Source organism: Bacillus cereus group sp. MYBK220-1, from assembly GCF_051916445.1.
GTDB lineage: Bacteria > Bacillota > Bacilli > Bacillales > Bacillaceae_G > Bacillus_A > Bacillus_A cereus.
Genome location: NZ_JBQAGQ010000001.1, coordinates 912,636 through 930,564, shown reverse-complemented (window position 1 = coordinate 930,564; position 17,929 = coordinate 912,636). Strand labels below are relative to the sequence as shown.

Here is a 17,929-nt window from a genome sequence, read left to right as displayed (position 1 = left end):
AAATAGTTGTAGAAATAAAAGGTGTTTCCATACGTGAAAACACCTTTTATTTCTATATTTTTTACTTTTTAACTTCAACTGCTGAAGTTGGAAAGTTATTTAAGTTTGCAGTTTGACCATACCAATCAGCATGTTTAAAAACAACACCTTTTCCATATCCGTCAGTTGAAGTACGTTCCCATAGTGTTGTTGAGTAGCTAGCAGTAGGAGCTGCTGTACGTACAGAAACAATTTGATTTTGCCAACTAGCAGACAAGTTTTTATAACCGCTACTTAGAGAAAAATACTCGCTACCTTGATTTGTAAGTTTATAGAAGTCTGTACTACCAGGTCCGCTTCCTCCAACACCAAGGGGAGTGATTGAATGATTCAACCTTTGTTTATCTTTTTCAATAAAAGACTCTAAAATTTCTTTGCTCGAAAATCCATAAGATAACCAGTCTCCATTTTGATTTTGTTTCGGTAGAACTAACGTTATTTTTACGTCTTCCTTTGATGGAGCACTCAATTTGTTAAACGAATCAACAGTCTTTTCATCTACAGTTACATATTCGAAAGAGGAAACCGTATAATCTTTTTCGGTACTAGCTGATACTGATCCCAGTCCTCCAGTTAACGACGAGACAGTTAATAATGCACCTGCTACCAACTTTTTAAGCATGGATTCATCTCCTTAAAAATTAGATTTTTTACATAACTAAAATGTATGTTAATTTGAATGTTTTATAAATGTTTAGAAATTTATAAAAATTAAACAGAATATTCTTTTATTATTCTGAAGTAAGGAAAGTAATTAAAAATGAAAAAAGGTTTACTTAAAAAGTAAACCCTTTTTGCTGACCTATTTCAAAACTCAATGGATGAAAGTTTCATTTTATCCATCTATGAATCATACACTTCTTTTGCATTCGTAGAAGCAGCATCTAATAAAAGGAAAATGGCTGCTATCATATGTAGAAAGATGTCTATATAAGGAAAGAAGGCAACTAGAGTAACGATAATACCGATATACTGAGGGTACGTATTCATGCCTTCTTTTTTAGCTAATAAAATAGTAGTGATATGAAAAACAATCAATAGTAGTAAAGGTAACCCATATAGGTTAACAAGACTTGGAAATACATAATAACAAGGAAGTAATAAAAGATGATAGATCCCTGTAGTCCACTTTAGTGCTTGAATGTAGGTTTTCAAAGTTAATCCTCCTAAAACAATTCATATCTATATATTACCAAAAATAATAGGTAATTGGATATTGTTTATTTGTATTTTTAATAGATTATAATAATTTTATGTAAACTAATTGTTAGGTATCTATAAAATAGAAAAACCACCCAAACGAGGGTGGTTCGTATTATAAATAACTACTTAAAGAAGAAATCGGAACCTTCACTTCACTACCTTCCTTCATATTCCGCAGCATAACGGTTTCTGTACTAAGTTCGTCTTCCCCAATAATAAGCACATAAGGTATATTCTCTTTATTGGCATAATTAAGGGCGCGTTTTAATTTGCGTCCTGCTAGTTCAAGTTCGACTTTTAAGGAAGTGGTGAAACGTAATTGCTGGGCAATTTGTAAGCATTGTAACTCTGTCCCAAGCGGGATGATAAATAGATCCGCTGTAGATGAGATTGTTTCTTTCTGCGATAGTGCTGTATAAATAACGTCTAAACCGAATGAAATACCGACTGTTGGATAGTTTATATTATCACCACGGAAAGCTCCGATAATGTTATTGTATCGACCACCGCTACCGATGCTAGATGTAATCGATCCATCTTTTAAAAAGATTTCATATACAGTACCTGTATACATTGTGAGTCCTCGCGCTAAAAACGGGTTGAATATCGTATTTTCATTTATTCCAAGGGCGATTAAATATTGCTGTAATTGTTGTAGTTCGTTTACTCCATCGGCAACGAGTGGATTATTGAAAGCTTCTTTAAAGTCAGCGATAGTAAGCTTTAGACAAGATAATACGGTATTACATATCGTATCAGCCATTTCTTCAGAAATTCCGCGCTCTAATACATCTTTTCGTACACCATCAATCCCAATCTTTTCGATTTTATCTAATGATAAAATGACGTCACTTGTTAACTCAGTAGGGATGTTAATGGCCTGAAGAATACCATTTAACAATTTTCGGTTATTATATTGGATCGTTATCTCTAAGTTTAACGTTCGGAACAGTTCAAACGCCATAGCCATAAGTTCAGCTTCTGCCAGGACAGACTCAACACCGACGATATCAACGTCGCATTGTATAAATTCACGAAATCTTCCTTGTTTAATTGGCCCATCTCGAAATACTTTCCCAATCTCATAACGTTTAAAAGGGAGGCGGAGGTTCGGATTCATTGCCACAACTTTTGCGAATGGAATAGTTAAATCGTATCGTAAGGCAAGCTCACGTTTTCCTTGATCCTTTAGCGTATATATTTCTTTTAATATTTCATCGCCACCGCCGTACTTGTAAGACATAAGCTCATACATATTTAACGTTGGTGTCTCTAACGGTTTGCATCCGTATCGTTCAAACGTATCTTCACAAGTTCTTTTAATTTTATTTCGCAGCACTTGCTCCTCTGGTAAATAGTCTTTCGTTCCTTTTACGTTTTTCATTTCCATCATAATCACTCCTTTTTTAAATTAAAAAAAGCTATGCAGGTATAAAAATACCCACATAGCTTTATGAATGCTTCGTGGGTCAACAGGAAAAGCCCTGTACCCACGAAGAAAAATTTTTCTTTGGATACACGGCGTTACGTATGATGATGAAGTTGGAAAGAAGTATTAAAATTTTGCATTACAAATCTCTCCTTAACATAAGTTTTTCCAAATTATATCAGATGATTTTTGAATTATCAATATTTTTATTTTTGAAATATACGTGAAGTTATGTAGGAGAAATGGAAAAGGGTGTATAATAAAACTTAATAATATGAAATAACCTTTTAAGGAGAATGTTATGAAAAAAGATAAAACAAATGCGATGCGAATATTAGAAAAAGAGAAAATTGAATATTCGATGATGTCATATAATCCAGACGATGGAAAAATTGATGGTGTATCAGTAGCTGAGAAAATTGGACGAGAAGTGAGAGAAGTATATAAAACGTTAATCGCTCAAGGAAATAGTAAAAATTATCATGTGTTTATTATTCCGGTAGATGAGGAACTAGATTTAAAAGCTGCCGCAAAAGCAGTAAGTGAAAAGAAAATTGAAATGATTCCTGTGAAAGATATTACGAAAGTGTCAGGATATATTCGTGGTGGTTGTTCACCAGTTGGAATGAAAAAGTTATTTTCTACATGTATCGATGAAAGCGCCCAATTACTTGATAAGATGATAGTGAGCGGCGGGAAAATTGGTATACAAATTGAGCTGAAAGTTGATGACTTGGCGAAAGTGACGAGAGCGCAGTTTGGAGAGGTAACGAAGTAAATATACATAGGAAAAGAAGTTCTGGTTTTATCCCGCTATTCGCCGGGCAGTAAGTAAGACCCTCACCTCAAAATTCAGCGGAAGCAAAGAAATTAGGTGGGGATTAATTGCCCGTAAAAGCACGATTGGTGAGGGCTGATAATCAGTGGGGATGAACAAAACCCCCACTGATTAAAGTTTCACTTTATTGAATTTAGATAATAATTTATAGGATAGTTAGTCCATTATGGGGCTGATTGTCCTTTTTTATTTACAAACTGGATAAAGATTGAATGTTTAGTTTGATATAGGCATGTAATCTGAATTGTTTGTTTGGCTTTGGGAGGAGGACAAAGGCTCGGTGCGAGGACTTTAAATAAGTTACTCTTAAAGATAGACAAGTGACGGGAGAGTGTTTAATGGAGGTTCAAGAAATACCCTAAGAAAGCACGTATTGGGGGGCAGTGTTTTGGCCCCCATCGGCTAAAAGTATGAAAGATTTTATACAGTTTTTTTGCTAATCCAGTAACAAACAAGAACACTAAAACCGCGTTAGGATAGGAATGTATAAAAAATGTCTAGATTCATAGAACTAAAAAAGAAGTTTCACTTGTGAGAGCAGGGTTCTCCTTTTTCATTGCTACTGATAATGAGACGTTATGTTAACTAATTTTGAATATCGTATACAGACTAAAAACAGAGAAAACTTCCTGTTGTGTAGGGTATTTTTTCTGTTTTTTTGATGATAGTTGTTAACTGATTTCTCACATTTCAAAAAAACTACTTTTTTGTTTGCTTGTCCACACCATTTCACCTCTTTGTGAATTTTATAGTATTAAAGGAGGTGAAAAGAATGAATGAAGATATTATTTCAATTGGAGCAAATTGTATAGTGAGAATTAGAAACAGATTCTTTCTTCTAGTAGAAATTGAAGTGGAATTTGGAAATGTAGCCATAGAGGAATTTGTTTTTATTCGAATATCTGAGCAAGAAGCTAGAACATTGTTAGCAGGGGGTATTCAACGTTGTACTATTTCCAATTGTATTCCTAGGTCTCATGATGATTTAGAAGTAGAATTCATTTGTGTTTTAATCGTAGGTGGGGAAGCATTTGCGGTTTTTGATGTAGAAGACGATGTTGATGAAGCTGTACTTGTTCCAATTTCATTAAGAGAAGCCGAGCGTTTAATCTGTAGAGGAGCAAGACGATGTACAGTTATTAATAGATAAGAGTAAGCCTTTTGGGTACTAAAGAGGTTTCATTTTGTGTGGCTTCTTGTAAGAATGATTATGTAAATATGAATATCCTCCAGAGTACTTAACTGGAGGATATTTTTTAGACTTCTAGATGTATTAACTACTGATAATGAGACGTTATATTAATTAGGTTTGGATATTGTATACATCGTCTTTTCTTCAACTAAGAGTGCAGATTCATACAGTAAAAATTACTTTTTTAACTATAAAATAAGAAGAAATGAACCTATATTACTACTGATAGAGCTATGTTATAATGAAAATAAGGGTTTTATCCTTATTTTCATTATATAGGAGAGTGTTGAACATGATTATCAAGTTCATTCGTTTACGTTAATTTTAAACACAATTCGTTATGCCCGACTATTTTTTTCGAAATGTGTGGGTTTATTTGGTTGTGTCTTTTTTTATTAACTAAATACGAATGAAATGAGGAGTTAATCATGACTGAAAAGATTATTAAAATTAATAAAGTTGATATATGTACAGAGAGCTTTGGCAATTCAGCAGATCCAGCAGTCTTACTAATTATGGGAGCCATGTGTTCAATGGTTTATTGGGATGAGGAATTTTGTCAACAATTAGCTGATACGGGCCGATATGTTATTCGTTATGATAATAGAGATGTCGGACGGTCAACTACTTATGAACCGGGGAGTTCCCACTATACTGTGGTAGATATGGCTGATGATGCGATTGGGGTACTCGATGCATATCATATTGACGAAGCACATATTGTTGGAATGTCATTGGGTGGAATGATTGCTCAAATTGTAGCCTTAAGGAACCCTGAGAGAGTTATAAGTATAACTTTGATTGCATCAGGTATTTTTGGTTCTGAAGATAACGACCGAAATTTGCCTCCGATCGATGAAAAGATACTCGCTTACCATACTAATGCGGCCAAACTAAATTGGTCGGATGAAGAATCTGTTGCAAATTACTTGGTTGCAGGATCAGCATTACTTTGTGGTTCAAAGCATAAATTCGATAAGAAGAGGGCTTATAAGCAGGTAGAAAACGAAATAAAACGGGCAAATAATCTACTCAGTATGTTTAATCATTCCCTTCTTAAAGGTGAGGATTCTTATGAGGGGAGATTAAAAGAAATCAATATACCTACTTTGGTTATCCATGGTACAGAAGATACAGTGCTTTCATACGAGCATGGTCTTGCTCTTGTTAATGAAATACCGCATGCTGTGTTACTACCCTTAGAAGGATCGGGTCACGAGATTCACTGTGACGATTGGAATCATATAATCAACGCTATTTTGAATCATACTTCAGTCCTGTAATCATTATAGAAATCGTATAAAACAAAAAATATTTGGAAAAAGGGTTACAATCGAATCTGTAACCCTTTTTTTCTATTAAAAATCAATTTTAGAACTGTTACTCATTTAAAGAATAGTAATACGCTTAGTTATTGGTATTTACTTCCAATGATGAAAATTATGTAAATAAGCTGTTCACTGGATTCCCATAGAAAACTGTGGTGAGATGAGATTTTTGATTTTGAAGTACTTCAAAATCTTAGCTAGATGGCTATGTAGCGGTACCCACATTAAAAATGCAGGAACATATCAAATATGTTCCTGCATTTAATTTTATTAAGTTTAATATCTATGACCTAAATATAATAGAATTTGGAGCTTCTTTTTATTTTAAATAAATTGGGTAATTAGACTATAACATTAATGTTTATCATTGAATATAATAATAATATAATGGAGGTGGTGTTATATGGCTCTTACTACAGGACCAATTGAAAACGTAGGAAATCAACCTGCTAATGCAAATAAAGTTAGGGTGAAGATCATTAACCGTACTGCGGGCCCACTTACTGGAGTAGCTAGAGTTTTTAGACTTGACGGTTCATTAGTATTAATTGAACAGGTAAACTTCAATGTGAATTCTAATGCTTCTACTTTTGCAACTCTAAGTTTAGTTCATCCTGCTCTTGGACAAGCATTTGAATATGAAGTTCAAATTGTTCCTAATCAACCTGGTGGACTATATAGTGTTTATGGACTAACAGCTGAAAATGTTATTATTACTGCACAACGTGTTGTGAACTCAGAATTGACACAGTTTCTTTAATTAAAATAGATTGGTGCCTACATGGTATCCAATCTATTTTTGTACGTATTATTCAGAGAAAGAATGGTTTTACACAAAAATAAAGATAGTTATGGAAAAGGGAAAAGTCGAGCTATCATCTTAATTTTTATTATTTCTGTCTTAGACCGTATCTGTTTTGTGGCACGGTTTTCTTTGAATGCATTTTATTCAAACTGTTTTTTAAAGTATTTATCAAATATGCATTATTGCATAAATAAATTTAAATTTATAAGTTAATATTAAACTACTTTTTAGTTGTAAAGAATATGTTAATAATCTTTATAAGAAAAGGATATTTCTTGTAAAAAGTGAAATTGTTTGGAATGTGAATAAACAAAAAGTTTAGAAGTGATACAGACTGGATAGAGTCTTGTATTAAATAAACAGAAAAGGGGTATGGGTTTCTAAAAGGTTTCGGGGGTTAGAAAGCACTTTTTAGTTAATAGCTTTAAATTATATTTTAAAGGGGAATGGGTATATGAAGTTTCGAAATACAAAGATTGCTATGGTTACACTGTCTTCATTTTTTATTTTAGGTTCTGCATCTCTATCATTCACAGATACTATACACGGTGAAGTAGCTTCTGCATCAGCACAAGAGATTATTGTGAAAAATTATGATGATACATATTATAATAACGCAATAGGAAAAACGGGGTTAGAATTAAAGAAGGAACTGCATAATATTATTGATAATCATACAAAGCTATCATACAGTGCGGTTTGGGAAGCAATAAGAGATACTGATGAAGATCCAAATAATAAAAATAATGTGATACTCTTATATACTGGTCGTTCGCAAGGGAAACTTACGAATGGATCAGGAGTAAATAACTGGAACCGAGAGCATGTTTGGGCAAAATCTCACGGTGACTTTGGAACGACTGCAGGACCTGGAACAGATCTACATCATTTAAGAGCGACGGATGTATCTGTAAATAGTTCACGTGGAAATCTAGATTTTGATAATGGTGGTGTGAATCATTCTGAAGCGACAGAATGTAAATATGATAGTGATTCTTGGGAACCTCGTGATAGTGTAAAGGGAGATATTGCTAGAATGCTGTTTTATATGGCTGTTCGTTACGAGGGAGACAACGGCGAAATAGATTTAGAACTAAATGAAAAAGTGAATAACAATAAAGATCCATACATGGGGAAACTATCTGTCTTATTAAAATGGAATGAACAAGACCCGGTCGATGATTTAGAGCGAAAGCGTAATGAAGTGATTTTTACAAAATATCAACATAACCGCAATCCTTTTATTGATCATCCAGAATGGGTAAATAAAATCTGGAACTAAGATTTTTAAAGGTATTATATTTTGATAAAAGGGATTGATCATTATGATCAATCCCTTCTTATATTTTTACTAGAATAAATGATTTTTATAGGACTAGTGAGGGAAATAGAATAGATATTTATATGGAACGATAGTACTTATTTATCTAGTTAAGTATTTAGTAAGGTCCCCACTCAATATTCACCCCAACAATAAGAAAAACAAGTCCAATGATAAACCAAATGAGTGCAAGTGGAGCCATGAAACGAATCCATTTTCCATAAGAAATCTCGCTTGCTGCGAGAACGCCCATTAAAACACCGGAAGTTGGATTTAAGCAGTTTACTACACCTTCTCCGAGCATAACAGCTTGTACTGTAACTTGGCGTGTAATGTGCATAAAATCAGCTAATGGAGCTAATATCGGAATAAAAATAACCGATTCTCCTGTCCCGGATGAAATGAGGAAATGTAATGCGGCACTACTCACATACATGCCGATAACACCAAATACAGGGTTTTGTCCTTCGAGAGCTTGTGCGAGTTGGTTAACAATTGTATCAAGCAATTTTCCTTGTTCTAAAATGACTGAAATACAGCGAGCCATTCCGACAATTAAAGCACCGTAGATAAGGTTTTGGCAGCCAGTTAGAAAAGTAGAAGCGATATCGTTTGCTTTCATGCCACCTATTATTCCGGCTGTAATTGCTATGAAAATAAAAGTAGCGGTCATTTCTGCGTCCGTCCAATGTAGACGAAAAGCGCCTATTAAAAATGCAATTAATGATAAAGCTGAAACGAGTAAAATTAATTTATGACGTATCGTCCAAGGAACTTCCTTTTTCTCTGCTTCTTTTTCGCTTGAAAGAGCGTTACTTGGAAACCAGTTGTCGCCAAGGATGCTTCCTTTATTCGATTTTTTCAAGCGCTTTACATACCAATTTATATATAGAATGGTAGCAAGTAAAAAAGATATATAAATTGCTGTGCGTAAACCAATTCCCGAAAACATCGGAAGTTCTGCGATCTTTTGTGAAATGCCTAAAGGTGAGGGAGATAAAATAGTAGCATTAAAACCAGCATAAGTACCTAAATAAATAATTGCTACACCGACGATAGCGTCCCATTTTAACGTGCGCGCAACGATGATGCCGATGGGGATAAAACCGATAACTGAGTTAACGATAATACCAGTCGTTCCAAGAATAGAAAAAAGCGCAGCAACTATACAAATGAAAAGTAATTGCTGATTACGAAATTTGTTAATAACATGATAGATTAAACCGTCAAGAGCACCTGTTTTTTCAAGAATTGCAATGGCTCCACCTGTAAATAAAATTAGAAAGATAATAGGAGCAGCAAGTGTCATTCCTTTTTCAATAGCGGTAAAAAAAGAAACAAATCCTACGGGTGATTGCGGAACAGAATGGTAGCTACCTGGTATTGTCGTTGTAACGGTCCCGTTTGTAACCCTTTTAAATTCTCCAGCAGGAACGAAGTACGTAGCAATGGCGCAAAGTAAGGCAATAAAAAATAGTAGTACGTACGCATCAGGCATTTTAAACTTTGGTTTACTAGGTTGTTTTTTTGCCTCAGTTTGTATTTGCATAAAATCCCTCCTTCTTCACTTGGTTAATTTTTAATATTCTGAATTTAATCTGTGAAATAGATTATAATAAAGGTAGCTTCTTAAGGCAATAGTTTTTGTATCCTTTCCCGTACATACAAATTATTGCAATATTAGACAGGGAAACGATAATAAGCCAAGAATATGTTATGTAGAAAGAAAAAGGAAAAGAGGGAACAAGATGTGGAAAACTACTGATCTATGTGATGAATTTGAAAAGGAATTACAAATATGTCGCCAGTCTTTTCGGTCTTTTGGGAAGAAAGAACAATTCCACGGGAAAATTGCAACTGTAAAAGTGAAAGATGATAATGTACTAGTGAAGGAAGGATTGCAAACATTACCAGAAGGAACAGTATTAGTTGTTGATGGCGGAGCGTCTACGAATTGTGCGTTACTCGGTGATAATTTGGCAGCTATTGCGGAAGAAAGAAAGCTAGCAGGAATTATTGTGAATGGGTATGTTCGTGATTCTAGTGAACTAAAGAATATTAATATTGGTATTTTAGCGTTAGGAACGATGCCAAATAGAAGTGTGAAAGAAGGAAAAGGAGAACGAAATATTTCATTGCACTTTGGACAAGTAGAATGGAATCCAAATGAATATGTCTATGCGGATGAAGATGGCGTCATTATTAGTGAAAAGAGTTTACATCGTTAAGAGTTAATAAGTTATTATTCTTAGAAAATAAATCCGATAAAGCATGGACAAAATTCTTTGTCAATAGTAAAATAATACAGAAATTTAAAATTTACAGAATGTATAGGTTTATCGTTTTACGATAACTTAAATGGGAGTAAGTTGTGCCAAGAAAAGTGAATGTTATCACAATGATACGTTCATAAACAAAATTATTTTTCCTATACAAATATAGCCGCGAATGATGCGGGTAGGAGGTGTTGTGCATTTTTGTTCGACACTTACAAAAAGAGAGTGTCAATCGCACGCCCTTGAAGGGCCTTTTTTTGTGTAAATGGTAGTAAGGGAGGAAATTTTGGGATGGCAATGTTGAAAAAATGGCTGCTTACGTCGTTAATGGCAGTGACACTTGTATTTGTTTCTTTTGCGAATACAGTACATATTACGTTTGCTGAAGGAAATACAGCAAAACTTGCAATTATTGGGGAATCACAAAAAGGCATTATGTTATGTCCGAAAGAAGAGCAAATTAAAGATGGGGAAACAGCTTTAAGTTTGCTGCAAAAGGTCATGGGGGACAAAGTAGAATCTGAAACGATGTCGTTTGGAACATATGTAAAAGGCATCGATGGTTTAATGGCCGGGGCTACAAGTGCTTGGCTGTATGATGTAAATGATCAGTCTGCAGAAGTCGGAGCAGATAGTTATAAATTAAAATCTGGAGACGTTGTTGTCTTTCGTTTTGTTTCAGACTGGAGCAATATAAGCCAGGAAACATTGAAAGAAACGTTAGATAAGTTCGGAACGTGTAAAACAGAAGAACCTGACGGCGGCAAACCAGAAGAACCAAAATCAGAAGGTCAAGACGGTAAAACGCCAGATGGGAAAAACCAAGGTGACCAAGACGGTAAAACGCCAGATGGGAAAAACCAAGGTGATCAAGATGGTAAAACGCCAGATGGGAAAAACCAAGGTGACCAAGACGGTAAAACGCTAGATGGGGAAAACCAAGGTGACCAAGATAGTAAAAAACCAGAACAACCAAAGCAAGAGAATGTTCAAATTCCAGCGAAGCAATTAGAGGAAGCAATCTCAAAAACATCTGAAAAAATGTTACAAGATGGAATTGAAAGTGACTGGGTAGCTGTAGCGCTTTCTCGTTCTGGAAAGAATGTGCCAATTGAGGCAAAATTAAATTATGTTAAGTCAGTAACTGAAAAAGTAGAAAAGCGCATTAATCGTTTTTCAGCGACAGATTTAGCTAGAACAATTATTATGATGAATGCAATGAGTGCAGACCCTAAAAATGTAGGTGGACATAATTTAGTTCAAAAATTGTATGAGTCAGATAAAGTGAATTCTGTTACAGGTTATGCATTTGCTTTACTTGCATTTGATACGAAGAAGTATGAGATTCCAGTTGAATCAAAATGGAACAGAGTTGCTCTAGTGGAAGCACTGTTAAATAATCAGCATACAGACGGTGGATGGACTTATAATAGTTCAGGTAGTAAAGATAGTGCTAGTAGCGTTGATGTAACAGGTATGGTTTTATCAGCATTAGCTCCTTATCAAGAGCGATCAGATGTGAAACCAGCTATACAAAAAGCTGTTGCGTATTTATATAACGAACAGCTGCAAAATGGTGGTTTTTCAGCTGATGGACAAGAAAATTCAAATAGTACTGCGCAAGCAATTATTGGATTATCGCTTGTTAAAGATGTAGATCAAAATCGTCTTCATAAGGCAATGCAAAACCTATTATCATATCAACTTTCAAATGGTGAATTTAAATGGTTACCAAGTGATCAAAATGGTAACGGAATGGCTACAGAACAGGCTCTTTTAGCATTACTTCAATTTAAGGAAATGGGAAAATCTATTTATGATTGGTCTAATGTAGACGCTGGTAATGTAATTAAGCCAAAACCGATTGAAGAGCCAGAAAAGGTCGTTGAACCAGAAAATAATGTAGTAGAAAAAGAAGGTACTGAAGAACCGAAAGAACAAAAACAAGTACAACAAGAAACAAAAGATGAAAATCTAAAAGTAGTTGTAGATAACGAACCGGTTAAGAATAAAAAAATCGGAAACGGTAACAGTCTACCAAAAACAGGAGCATCTTCTCATGGTGCAGCAACAGAAGTAGGTATGGGTGTATTATGTATTGCTTCTGCATATGTATTATGGAGACGTAAAGCAGCTTAACAAAAAATTAGGAGCAATTAATTGCTCCTAATTTTCGTATGAAAGGTGAGAGATAGGATGAGTAAGGTGAAATGGTTCATTTCTTTACTGCTTTCGCTCGGGCTACTTGCCGGATGTGAAGAGGCAGCTGTAAAGCCTGAGAAGAAGGTAGAACCGAAGCAAGAAGAGGTAGCGAAACAAGAAGAACAAAAAGATGAAGTGAAGCCGGAAGAAAAAACAGAAGAAAAGCAAGCTGAATCAGAGCAAAAGCAGCAAGAAGAACAGAAAGAGAAACAAGAACAAAAAGTAGAAGAGAAGCCGAAAGAGGAAAAGCCGCAGGCACAACCAGAGGTAAAGAAAGAAGAGAAACAACAGGAACAACCGAAAGAACAGCCGGCTGTAAATAAGCAACCAGAGCAGCAACAAGCACAAGAAGAGAAACAACAACCGAAAGCACCAGAAGTAAAAGAAGAAGCAAAGGTTGTGAATCAGCCGAAAGAAACACCGAAGCAGGAGCAAAAAGAAGATCCGAATAAAGCGGAGAAAACGATACCGACTCCGACCGTTCCAAATTCTGAACAACGAAAACCAGATCCGGTTCCACCGCCTAAACCACAAGCAAAACAAGTAACAATCTCGGTAAAAGGAAATAACGGATATATAATGGGTGCGAAAAAGATGGATGTACAAGAAGGCGATACAGTGTATAAAGTATTGCAACGTACAGGATTAGATGTTGATGCAAGCGGATCTAGAGATAGTATTTATGTAAAAGGTATTAATGATTTATATGAAAAAGATATTTCGGATACTAGTGGTTGGAAATATCGTGTGAACGGTGCTTTTCCAAACCATAGTGCTGGTGTAGTTACGGTAAAACCAGGAGATACAATTGAGTGGGTATACGTATTACAATAAGAAAGGCATTCGGTAAAGGGCTATGAAAATAAGTTTTTCTTCTTTACATCCTTTTGTGAATTTTTTCTATTATATCGGGGTGATGATACTATGTACGATGTGTCTTCATCCTCTTTTTTTAATTGGAGCAATAGTATTAATTATTATGTTAAATGTGATGCAAGGAAATAGCGAAAAGATAAGAAAGATGCTACCGAGCACAATTGTTTTCTTTTTTATGGTAATTTTATTTAATTCGTTATTAACGCATAGAGGTCGAACTACGTTATTTTGGTTAGGTGATAGCCGTATTAAGCTTGAGGCGATTATGTTTGGAATAGTAATGGGGTTATTACTAGTTGCAGTTATGTTTACGTTTGCGTCATACAATGATATTATTTCCAGTCATAAATTTTTATATTTGTTTTCAAGAATTTCACCGAAAGTTGCATTGTTAACGATGATTACAGTGAGATTTGTTCCTTTGTTTATAAGACGATTAAAGAAAATCACACTCGTCCAAAAAACGAAAGGTGTGCAGGTAGATTCAGGTTCGATAATTGAACGCGTCAAAAATGGTATGCAATTGCTGCAAGTATTATTAATTTGTTCGTTAGAAGATGCACTGCAAACGGCAGATTCTATGCAAGCTCGTGGATTTGGTGTAACGAAGCGTACGACGTATATTCGCTATAGAATGGAAAGGCGCGATTGGTATACGCTCAATTATTTAATCATTTTATTTATAGCTGCTATTGTATGTAGTAATTATGGCGGAGGGAAATTGATTATTTATCCGAAAGTCGAATCTATTTTATTCCAGCAATACGATGGAATGATGTTTGTATTATTTACACTGTTTATTAGTTTACCAATCATAATGGAAGGGAGAGAATGGATATGGTGGCGCATGCAGAAATAAACAATTTATCATTTGTATATGCTGATGAAAACGAATACGCGTTACAGCATATTTCTCTTTCTGTTCAAAAAGGTGAGTTTATTGCACTTGCTGGAGGATCGGGATCTGGGAAGACGACGTTATTAAAACATTTTAAAAAGGAGTTACTTCCAATTGGTACGCGTTCTGGAGAGATATTTTATGAGGGTGTTTTAATAGAGGAAGTAGCTGATTTGTTATCTGCCCAAGAAATTGGGATGGTATTTCAAAACCCAGAAAACCAGATTGTTATGGATACAGTGATTCAAGAATTAGCATTTTCTTTAGAAAATATCGGATTACCATCACATATTATTCAAAAAAGAATAGCAGAGCTTATTAGCTTTTTAGGATTTCAAGATTTATTGCATCAATCTGTTCATACGTTATCTGGTGGGCAAAAGCAACTTGTTAATTTAGCTGCGGTATTAGTTATGCAGCCGAAATTGTTATTATTAGATGAACCGACAGCGCAGTTAGATCCAATCGCTGCAAAAGAGTTTTTAGGATTATTAAAACGGATTAATGAAGAACTTGGAATTACGATTATTTTAAGTGAACATCGTTTAGATGAAGTTATCCCGCTTGCAACACGCGTTGTTTGTATGGATAATGGCCGTATTATGTATGATGGTAGTCCTAAAATTGTTATTACGGATATGTGGGGAGTAGAAACATTCCGTCCATTTATTCCGCAAATTCCAAGGCTATTTTTAGAGTGGAATGTGAGAGATATTCCGTTTACAGTGCGAGAGGCGCAAATGAAAATGAATGATTTTGCAGCGATATCATATGTAAATGACCCAATAGCACAAAGTGAAAAGCAAGAGGTAATTTTAAGCGCAGAGCATATTTCGTTCCAATATGAAAAAAATAGTCCGCTTATTTTACGTGATTTATCAGTTTCGATTGAAAAAGGAAAATGGGTAGCGCTCGTTGGGAAGAACGGTACAGGTAAGTCTACACTGTTAACGATTTTAGCAGGATTACAAAAAGCGAGAAGAGGAAAAGTAAAGTGGAACGGAAAAGTGATACATAAAATCGATTCGAAAGAACGGTTTAAAAGTATTGGGTATGTATCGCAGCATCCGTATTACCATTTTACATTTGATACAGTATGGGACGAGGTTTATGAACGTGCGCGTGAATTATATGGAGAACAAGGAAAAGAAATAGCAAAAGATACGCTAAAACAGTTTTGGTTGTATTCGCTTAAAGAACGCCATCCGCACGATTGTAGCGGAGGAGAGCAACAATTACTTGCGTTATGTACGACGTTGTTATCAAAGCCGACTTTATTATTACTGGATGAACCGACAAAGGGATTAGATCCATGGAAGAAAGAAAGAGTAGGAGAGCTATTTAGGAAGCTACAAAAAGAAGGTACAACAATTGTAATGGCAACGCATGATATTGAGTTTGCAGCGAAATACGTGGATCAATGTATGATGTTATTTGATGGAACAGTCATTATGAATGATGCACCGAAAGAATTTTTTAGCGGCAACTTCTTTTATACAACATCTATTAATCGATTCATTCGAAAAGAATTGCCATATGCATTAACGTGGGAGGATGTGTACGAAGCTTGTCCAAACGATATGTTGCATTCATAATATGTATCTTTGCAGTAATAATCGGCACATTACTCTTTACGACACTTGTCATGGACGGTTATTACATGTTAAGTAGTTTGTTTATATTAGCGGTTATTATGTTACCTTTCTATATCCGTTTTGAAAGAAAGGCGTTTGTTTCACGTGAAATTGTTCTCGTTGCTGTATTAGCGGCAATTGCAGCAGTAAGCCGGGTACCATTTTCTATTTTACCAAGTGTACAACCAACTTCTTTTGTCATTATCGTTTCTGCAATTGTATTTGGAAGTGAAACTGGTTTTATGATTGGTGCTACAGCAGCAATCGTATCTAATATTTTTTTGGGACAAGGTCCATGGACACCGTGGCAAATGTTTTCGTGGGGCATGATTGGTTTTATAGCAGGTTTACTTCGTAATACATTTTTTATGAAAAAGCTATGGGGGAGACTTCTTTACGGAGTAATTGTTGGCTTTTTATTTGGCTGGATTATGAATTTCTGGGGCCTTCTCGGTTTTATACGAGAAGCAACATGGGAAACTTTCATTTCGTATTATATCGCAAGTTTTTACTTTGATTTGAGCCATGCGATTTCGAATGTTATTTTCTTATTACTATTTAGTACTTCATGGATTACGATTCTTACAAGATTTAAAAAGAAATACGGTATATTAGATGAGCATAACGTGACATAGAAAAGCATACTCATATAAGGTAGGGTCGCGACTTACATATTCGTTTGCCTCTTTCATGCTTCTTACATAATGTAAGGAGCATTTTTTTGTCAAAAAATCGATTCAATATGCATCCGCTATTATATAAAATTATTTGTATAATTGTAGGTGAGAACTTTTTTCAAAAGGGAGGTGTATAGTTAATGAAGTTAGTTATTTCGAAGCAACATGGTGCATGGGCTATGCTTGTTATTCCTTTTTTATTAAGTGTCATACTTGGGAAACCTACTATTTATCATATTCCATTGTTTTTAGCGTGGTTCTTTATCTATTTAGCCACGTATCCATTTCTTACGTACATAAAGCAAAGACGAAAAAAAGAGTTTTTACAAGCTGCCATTGTTTATTTTATTATTGCGTTCCTATTTGGGACGATTTCTTTATTATATGAGTGGCGAATTCTTTTATTCGTAATAGTAATGATTCCATTATTTATAGTGAATATGTATTACGCTCGTCAAAAAAATGAAAGAGCACTATTAAATGATATTTGTGCGATTATTGTGTTTTGTATCGGTGGGTTAATTAGTTATTACTTTTCAATGAAGCAAATCGATCATACAGCTATATTTATTGCACTTATTTCATTTTTATACTTTTTAGGTAGTACGTTCTATGTGAAAACGATGATTCGTGAAAAAAATAATCCGAAGTATCGTCTTATATCTTGGGGATATCATATCGTATTAACGATAATTGTATTTGCGATTAATCCGTGGTGTTCTCTTATTTTTATACCAAGTGTCATTCGAGCAATTGTGTTGTATGGCAAAAAAATTTCTATTATAAAAGTAGGAATTTTAGAAATTGCTAATTCTGTATATTTTTTAATCATAACGGCAATAATTATGAAGTATGCCATTTGAAAAAACTTCCCATCAATTGATGGGAAGTTTTTAATCTTTTTCTAAAATGTGAACGGTGTACTCGCAACGTTGAATAGCTTGTTCAACAGCATAAAGTGATTGTTCAATACGAGCGCGATTAAAATCTTTTTCAACTGTTTCGAGCGCTTCTTCTAAACAATTTTTAGCTTCTTGTAATGATTGAAAAGAATCTTGTACATATCCGCGAGCATTTTGATGCATTTCATAATCCTCCTTGCATGTTCGTATATGGGTAGTATGAACAGTAAGGAAGAAAATATAATTTGTTATATTTATTATATTTGTTTGACAATTAAAGTGGAATTACGTATAGTAAGAATTAAGTGA

Annotated in this window: 17 protein-coding genes; 12 read left to right on the top strand and 5 right to left on the bottom strand. The window is 34.7% G+C overall.

The features are described 5' to 3' along the window. Positions 1-61 precede the first annotated feature (61 nt). The 3 genes from ACTFRU_RS04710 to ACTFRU_RS04700 all read right to left on the bottom strand — a co-directional run bounded on the left by ACTFRU_RS04710 (position 62) and on the right by ACTFRU_RS04700 (position 2,632). Positions 62-661 (bottom strand): hypothetical protein, encoded by a 600-nt coding sequence (locus ACTFRU_RS04710; RefSeq protein ID WP_102956223.1) that lies wholly within the window; start codon positions 659-661, stop codon positions 62-64. Positions 662-882: 221 nt separating this feature from the next. After that, on the bottom strand, positions 883-1,194 hold the full coding sequence (locus ACTFRU_RS04705; RefSeq protein ID WP_000860724.1) for a hypothetical protein: 312 nt from the start codon (positions 1,192-1,194) through the stop codon (positions 883-885). Positions 1,195-1,354: 160 nt separating this feature from the next. Continuing rightward, positions 1,355-2,632, bottom strand: a complete 1,278-nt coding sequence (locus tag ACTFRU_RS04700; protein WP_440037505.1) for a histidine--tRNA ligase — start codon at positions 2,630-2,632, stop codon at positions 1,355-1,357. A 340-nt stretch (positions 2,633-2,972) separates the two neighbouring features. On the opposite strand from ACTFRU_RS04700, the gene ybaK reads away from it, so the two are divergent. From ybaK to ACTFRU_RS04675, 5 genes are all read left to right on the top strand, one after another. Further along, positions 2,973-3,449 carry a Cys-tRNA(Pro) deacylase gene (gene ybaK, locus ACTFRU_RS04695; protein WP_088362244.1) on the top strand — a complete coding sequence of 159 codons (477 nt, stop codon included), beginning with the start codon at positions 2,973-2,975 and terminating at the stop codon, positions 3,447-3,449. Between the two features lie 832 nt (positions 3,450-4,281). Beyond that, positions 4,282-4,659 carry a hypothetical protein gene (locus tag ACTFRU_RS04690; RefSeq protein WP_001001282.1) on the top strand — a complete coding sequence of 126 codons (378 nt, stop codon included), beginning with the start codon at positions 4,282-4,284 and terminating at the stop codon, positions 4,657-4,659. Positions 4,660-5,129: 470 nt separating this feature from the next. Next, complete coding sequence (locus tag ACTFRU_RS04685; RefSeq protein WP_163092765.1) at positions 5,130-5,984, top strand: alpha/beta fold hydrolase; 855 nt, start codon at positions 5,130-5,132, stop codon at positions 5,982-5,984. Positions 5,985-6,432: 448 nt separating this feature from the next. Then, positions 6,433-6,789 (top strand): ATPase, encoded by a 357-nt coding sequence (locus ACTFRU_RS04680; RefSeq protein WP_440037504.1) that lies wholly within the window; start codon positions 6,433-6,435, stop codon positions 6,787-6,789. Between the two features lie 499 nt (positions 6,790-7,288). Beyond that, entirely contained in the window at positions 7,289-8,116 is an 828-nt protein-coding gene (locus ACTFRU_RS04675) for an endonuclease I family protein (protein ID WP_000672188.1), read from the top strand. Positions 8,117-8,273: 157 nt separating this feature from the next. Here the strand turns inward: ACTFRU_RS04675 and ACTFRU_RS04670 are convergent, their stop codons facing one another. Beyond that, the gene (locus ACTFRU_RS04670; RefSeq protein WP_440037503.1) at positions 8,274-9,704 is read right to left on the bottom strand and encodes a YfcC family protein; all 1,431 of its coding nucleotides are present in this window, start codon (positions 9,702-9,704) and stop codon (positions 8,274-8,276) included. Positions 9,705-9,903: 199 nt separating this feature from the next. Here ACTFRU_RS04670 and rraA point away from each other — a divergent pair, with 199 nt between their 5' ends. From rraA to ACTFRU_RS04635, 7 genes are all read left to right on the top strand, one after another. Next, positions 9,904-10,383 carry a ribonuclease E activity regulator RraA gene (gene rraA / locus ACTFRU_RS04665; protein ID WP_000266039.1) on the top strand — a complete coding sequence of 160 codons (480 nt, stop codon included), beginning with the start codon at positions 9,904-9,906 and terminating at the stop codon, positions 10,381-10,383. Between the two features lie 339 nt (positions 10,384-10,722). After that, positions 10,723-12,570 carry a DUF4430 domain-containing protein gene (locus ACTFRU_RS04660; RefSeq protein WP_440037502.1) on the top strand — a complete coding sequence of 616 codons (1,848 nt, stop codon included), beginning with the start codon at positions 10,723-10,725 and terminating at the stop codon, positions 12,568-12,570. 57 nt (positions 12,571-12,627) lie between these two features. Further along, on the top strand, positions 12,628-13,467 hold the full coding sequence (locus ACTFRU_RS04655; RefSeq protein ID WP_000048898.1) for a DUF4430 domain-containing protein: 840 nt from the start codon (positions 12,628-12,630) through the stop codon (positions 13,465-13,467). Between the two features lie 22 nt (positions 13,468-13,489). Continuing rightward, the gene (locus tag ACTFRU_RS04650; RefSeq protein ID WP_163092763.1) at positions 13,490-14,368 is read left to right on the top strand and encodes an energy-coupling factor transporter transmembrane component T; all 879 of its coding nucleotides are present in this window, start codon (positions 13,490-13,492) and stop codon (positions 14,366-14,368) included. After that, positions 14,341-16,002: an ABC transporter ATP-binding protein gene (locus tag ACTFRU_RS04645; protein WP_440037501.1), complete on the top strand. Its 1,662-nt coding sequence runs from the start codon at positions 14,341-14,343 to the stop codon at positions 16,000-16,002. The genes ACTFRU_RS04650 and ACTFRU_RS04645 overlap by 28 nt, the downstream gene beginning before the upstream one ends. Next, entirely contained in the window at positions 15,975-16,676 is a 702-nt protein-coding gene (locus ACTFRU_RS04640) for an ECF transporter S component (protein WP_434712390.1), read from the top strand. Before ACTFRU_RS04645 ends, ACTFRU_RS04640 begins: the two co-directional genes overlap by 28 nt. A gap of 182 nt (positions 16,677-16,858) precedes the next feature. After that, complete coding sequence (locus ACTFRU_RS04635) at positions 16,859-17,581, top strand: YwiC-like family protein (protein ID WP_440037500.1); 723 nt, start codon at positions 16,859-16,861, stop codon at positions 17,579-17,581. Positions 17,582-17,611: 30 nt separating this feature from the next. Here the strand turns inward: ACTFRU_RS04635 and ACTFRU_RS04630 are convergent, their stop codons facing one another. Next, on the bottom strand, positions 17,612-17,803 hold the full coding sequence (locus ACTFRU_RS04630; RefSeq protein WP_000554032.1) for a hypothetical protein: 192 nt from the start codon (positions 17,801-17,803) through the stop codon (positions 17,612-17,614). Positions 17,804-17,929 lie beyond the last annotated feature (126 nt).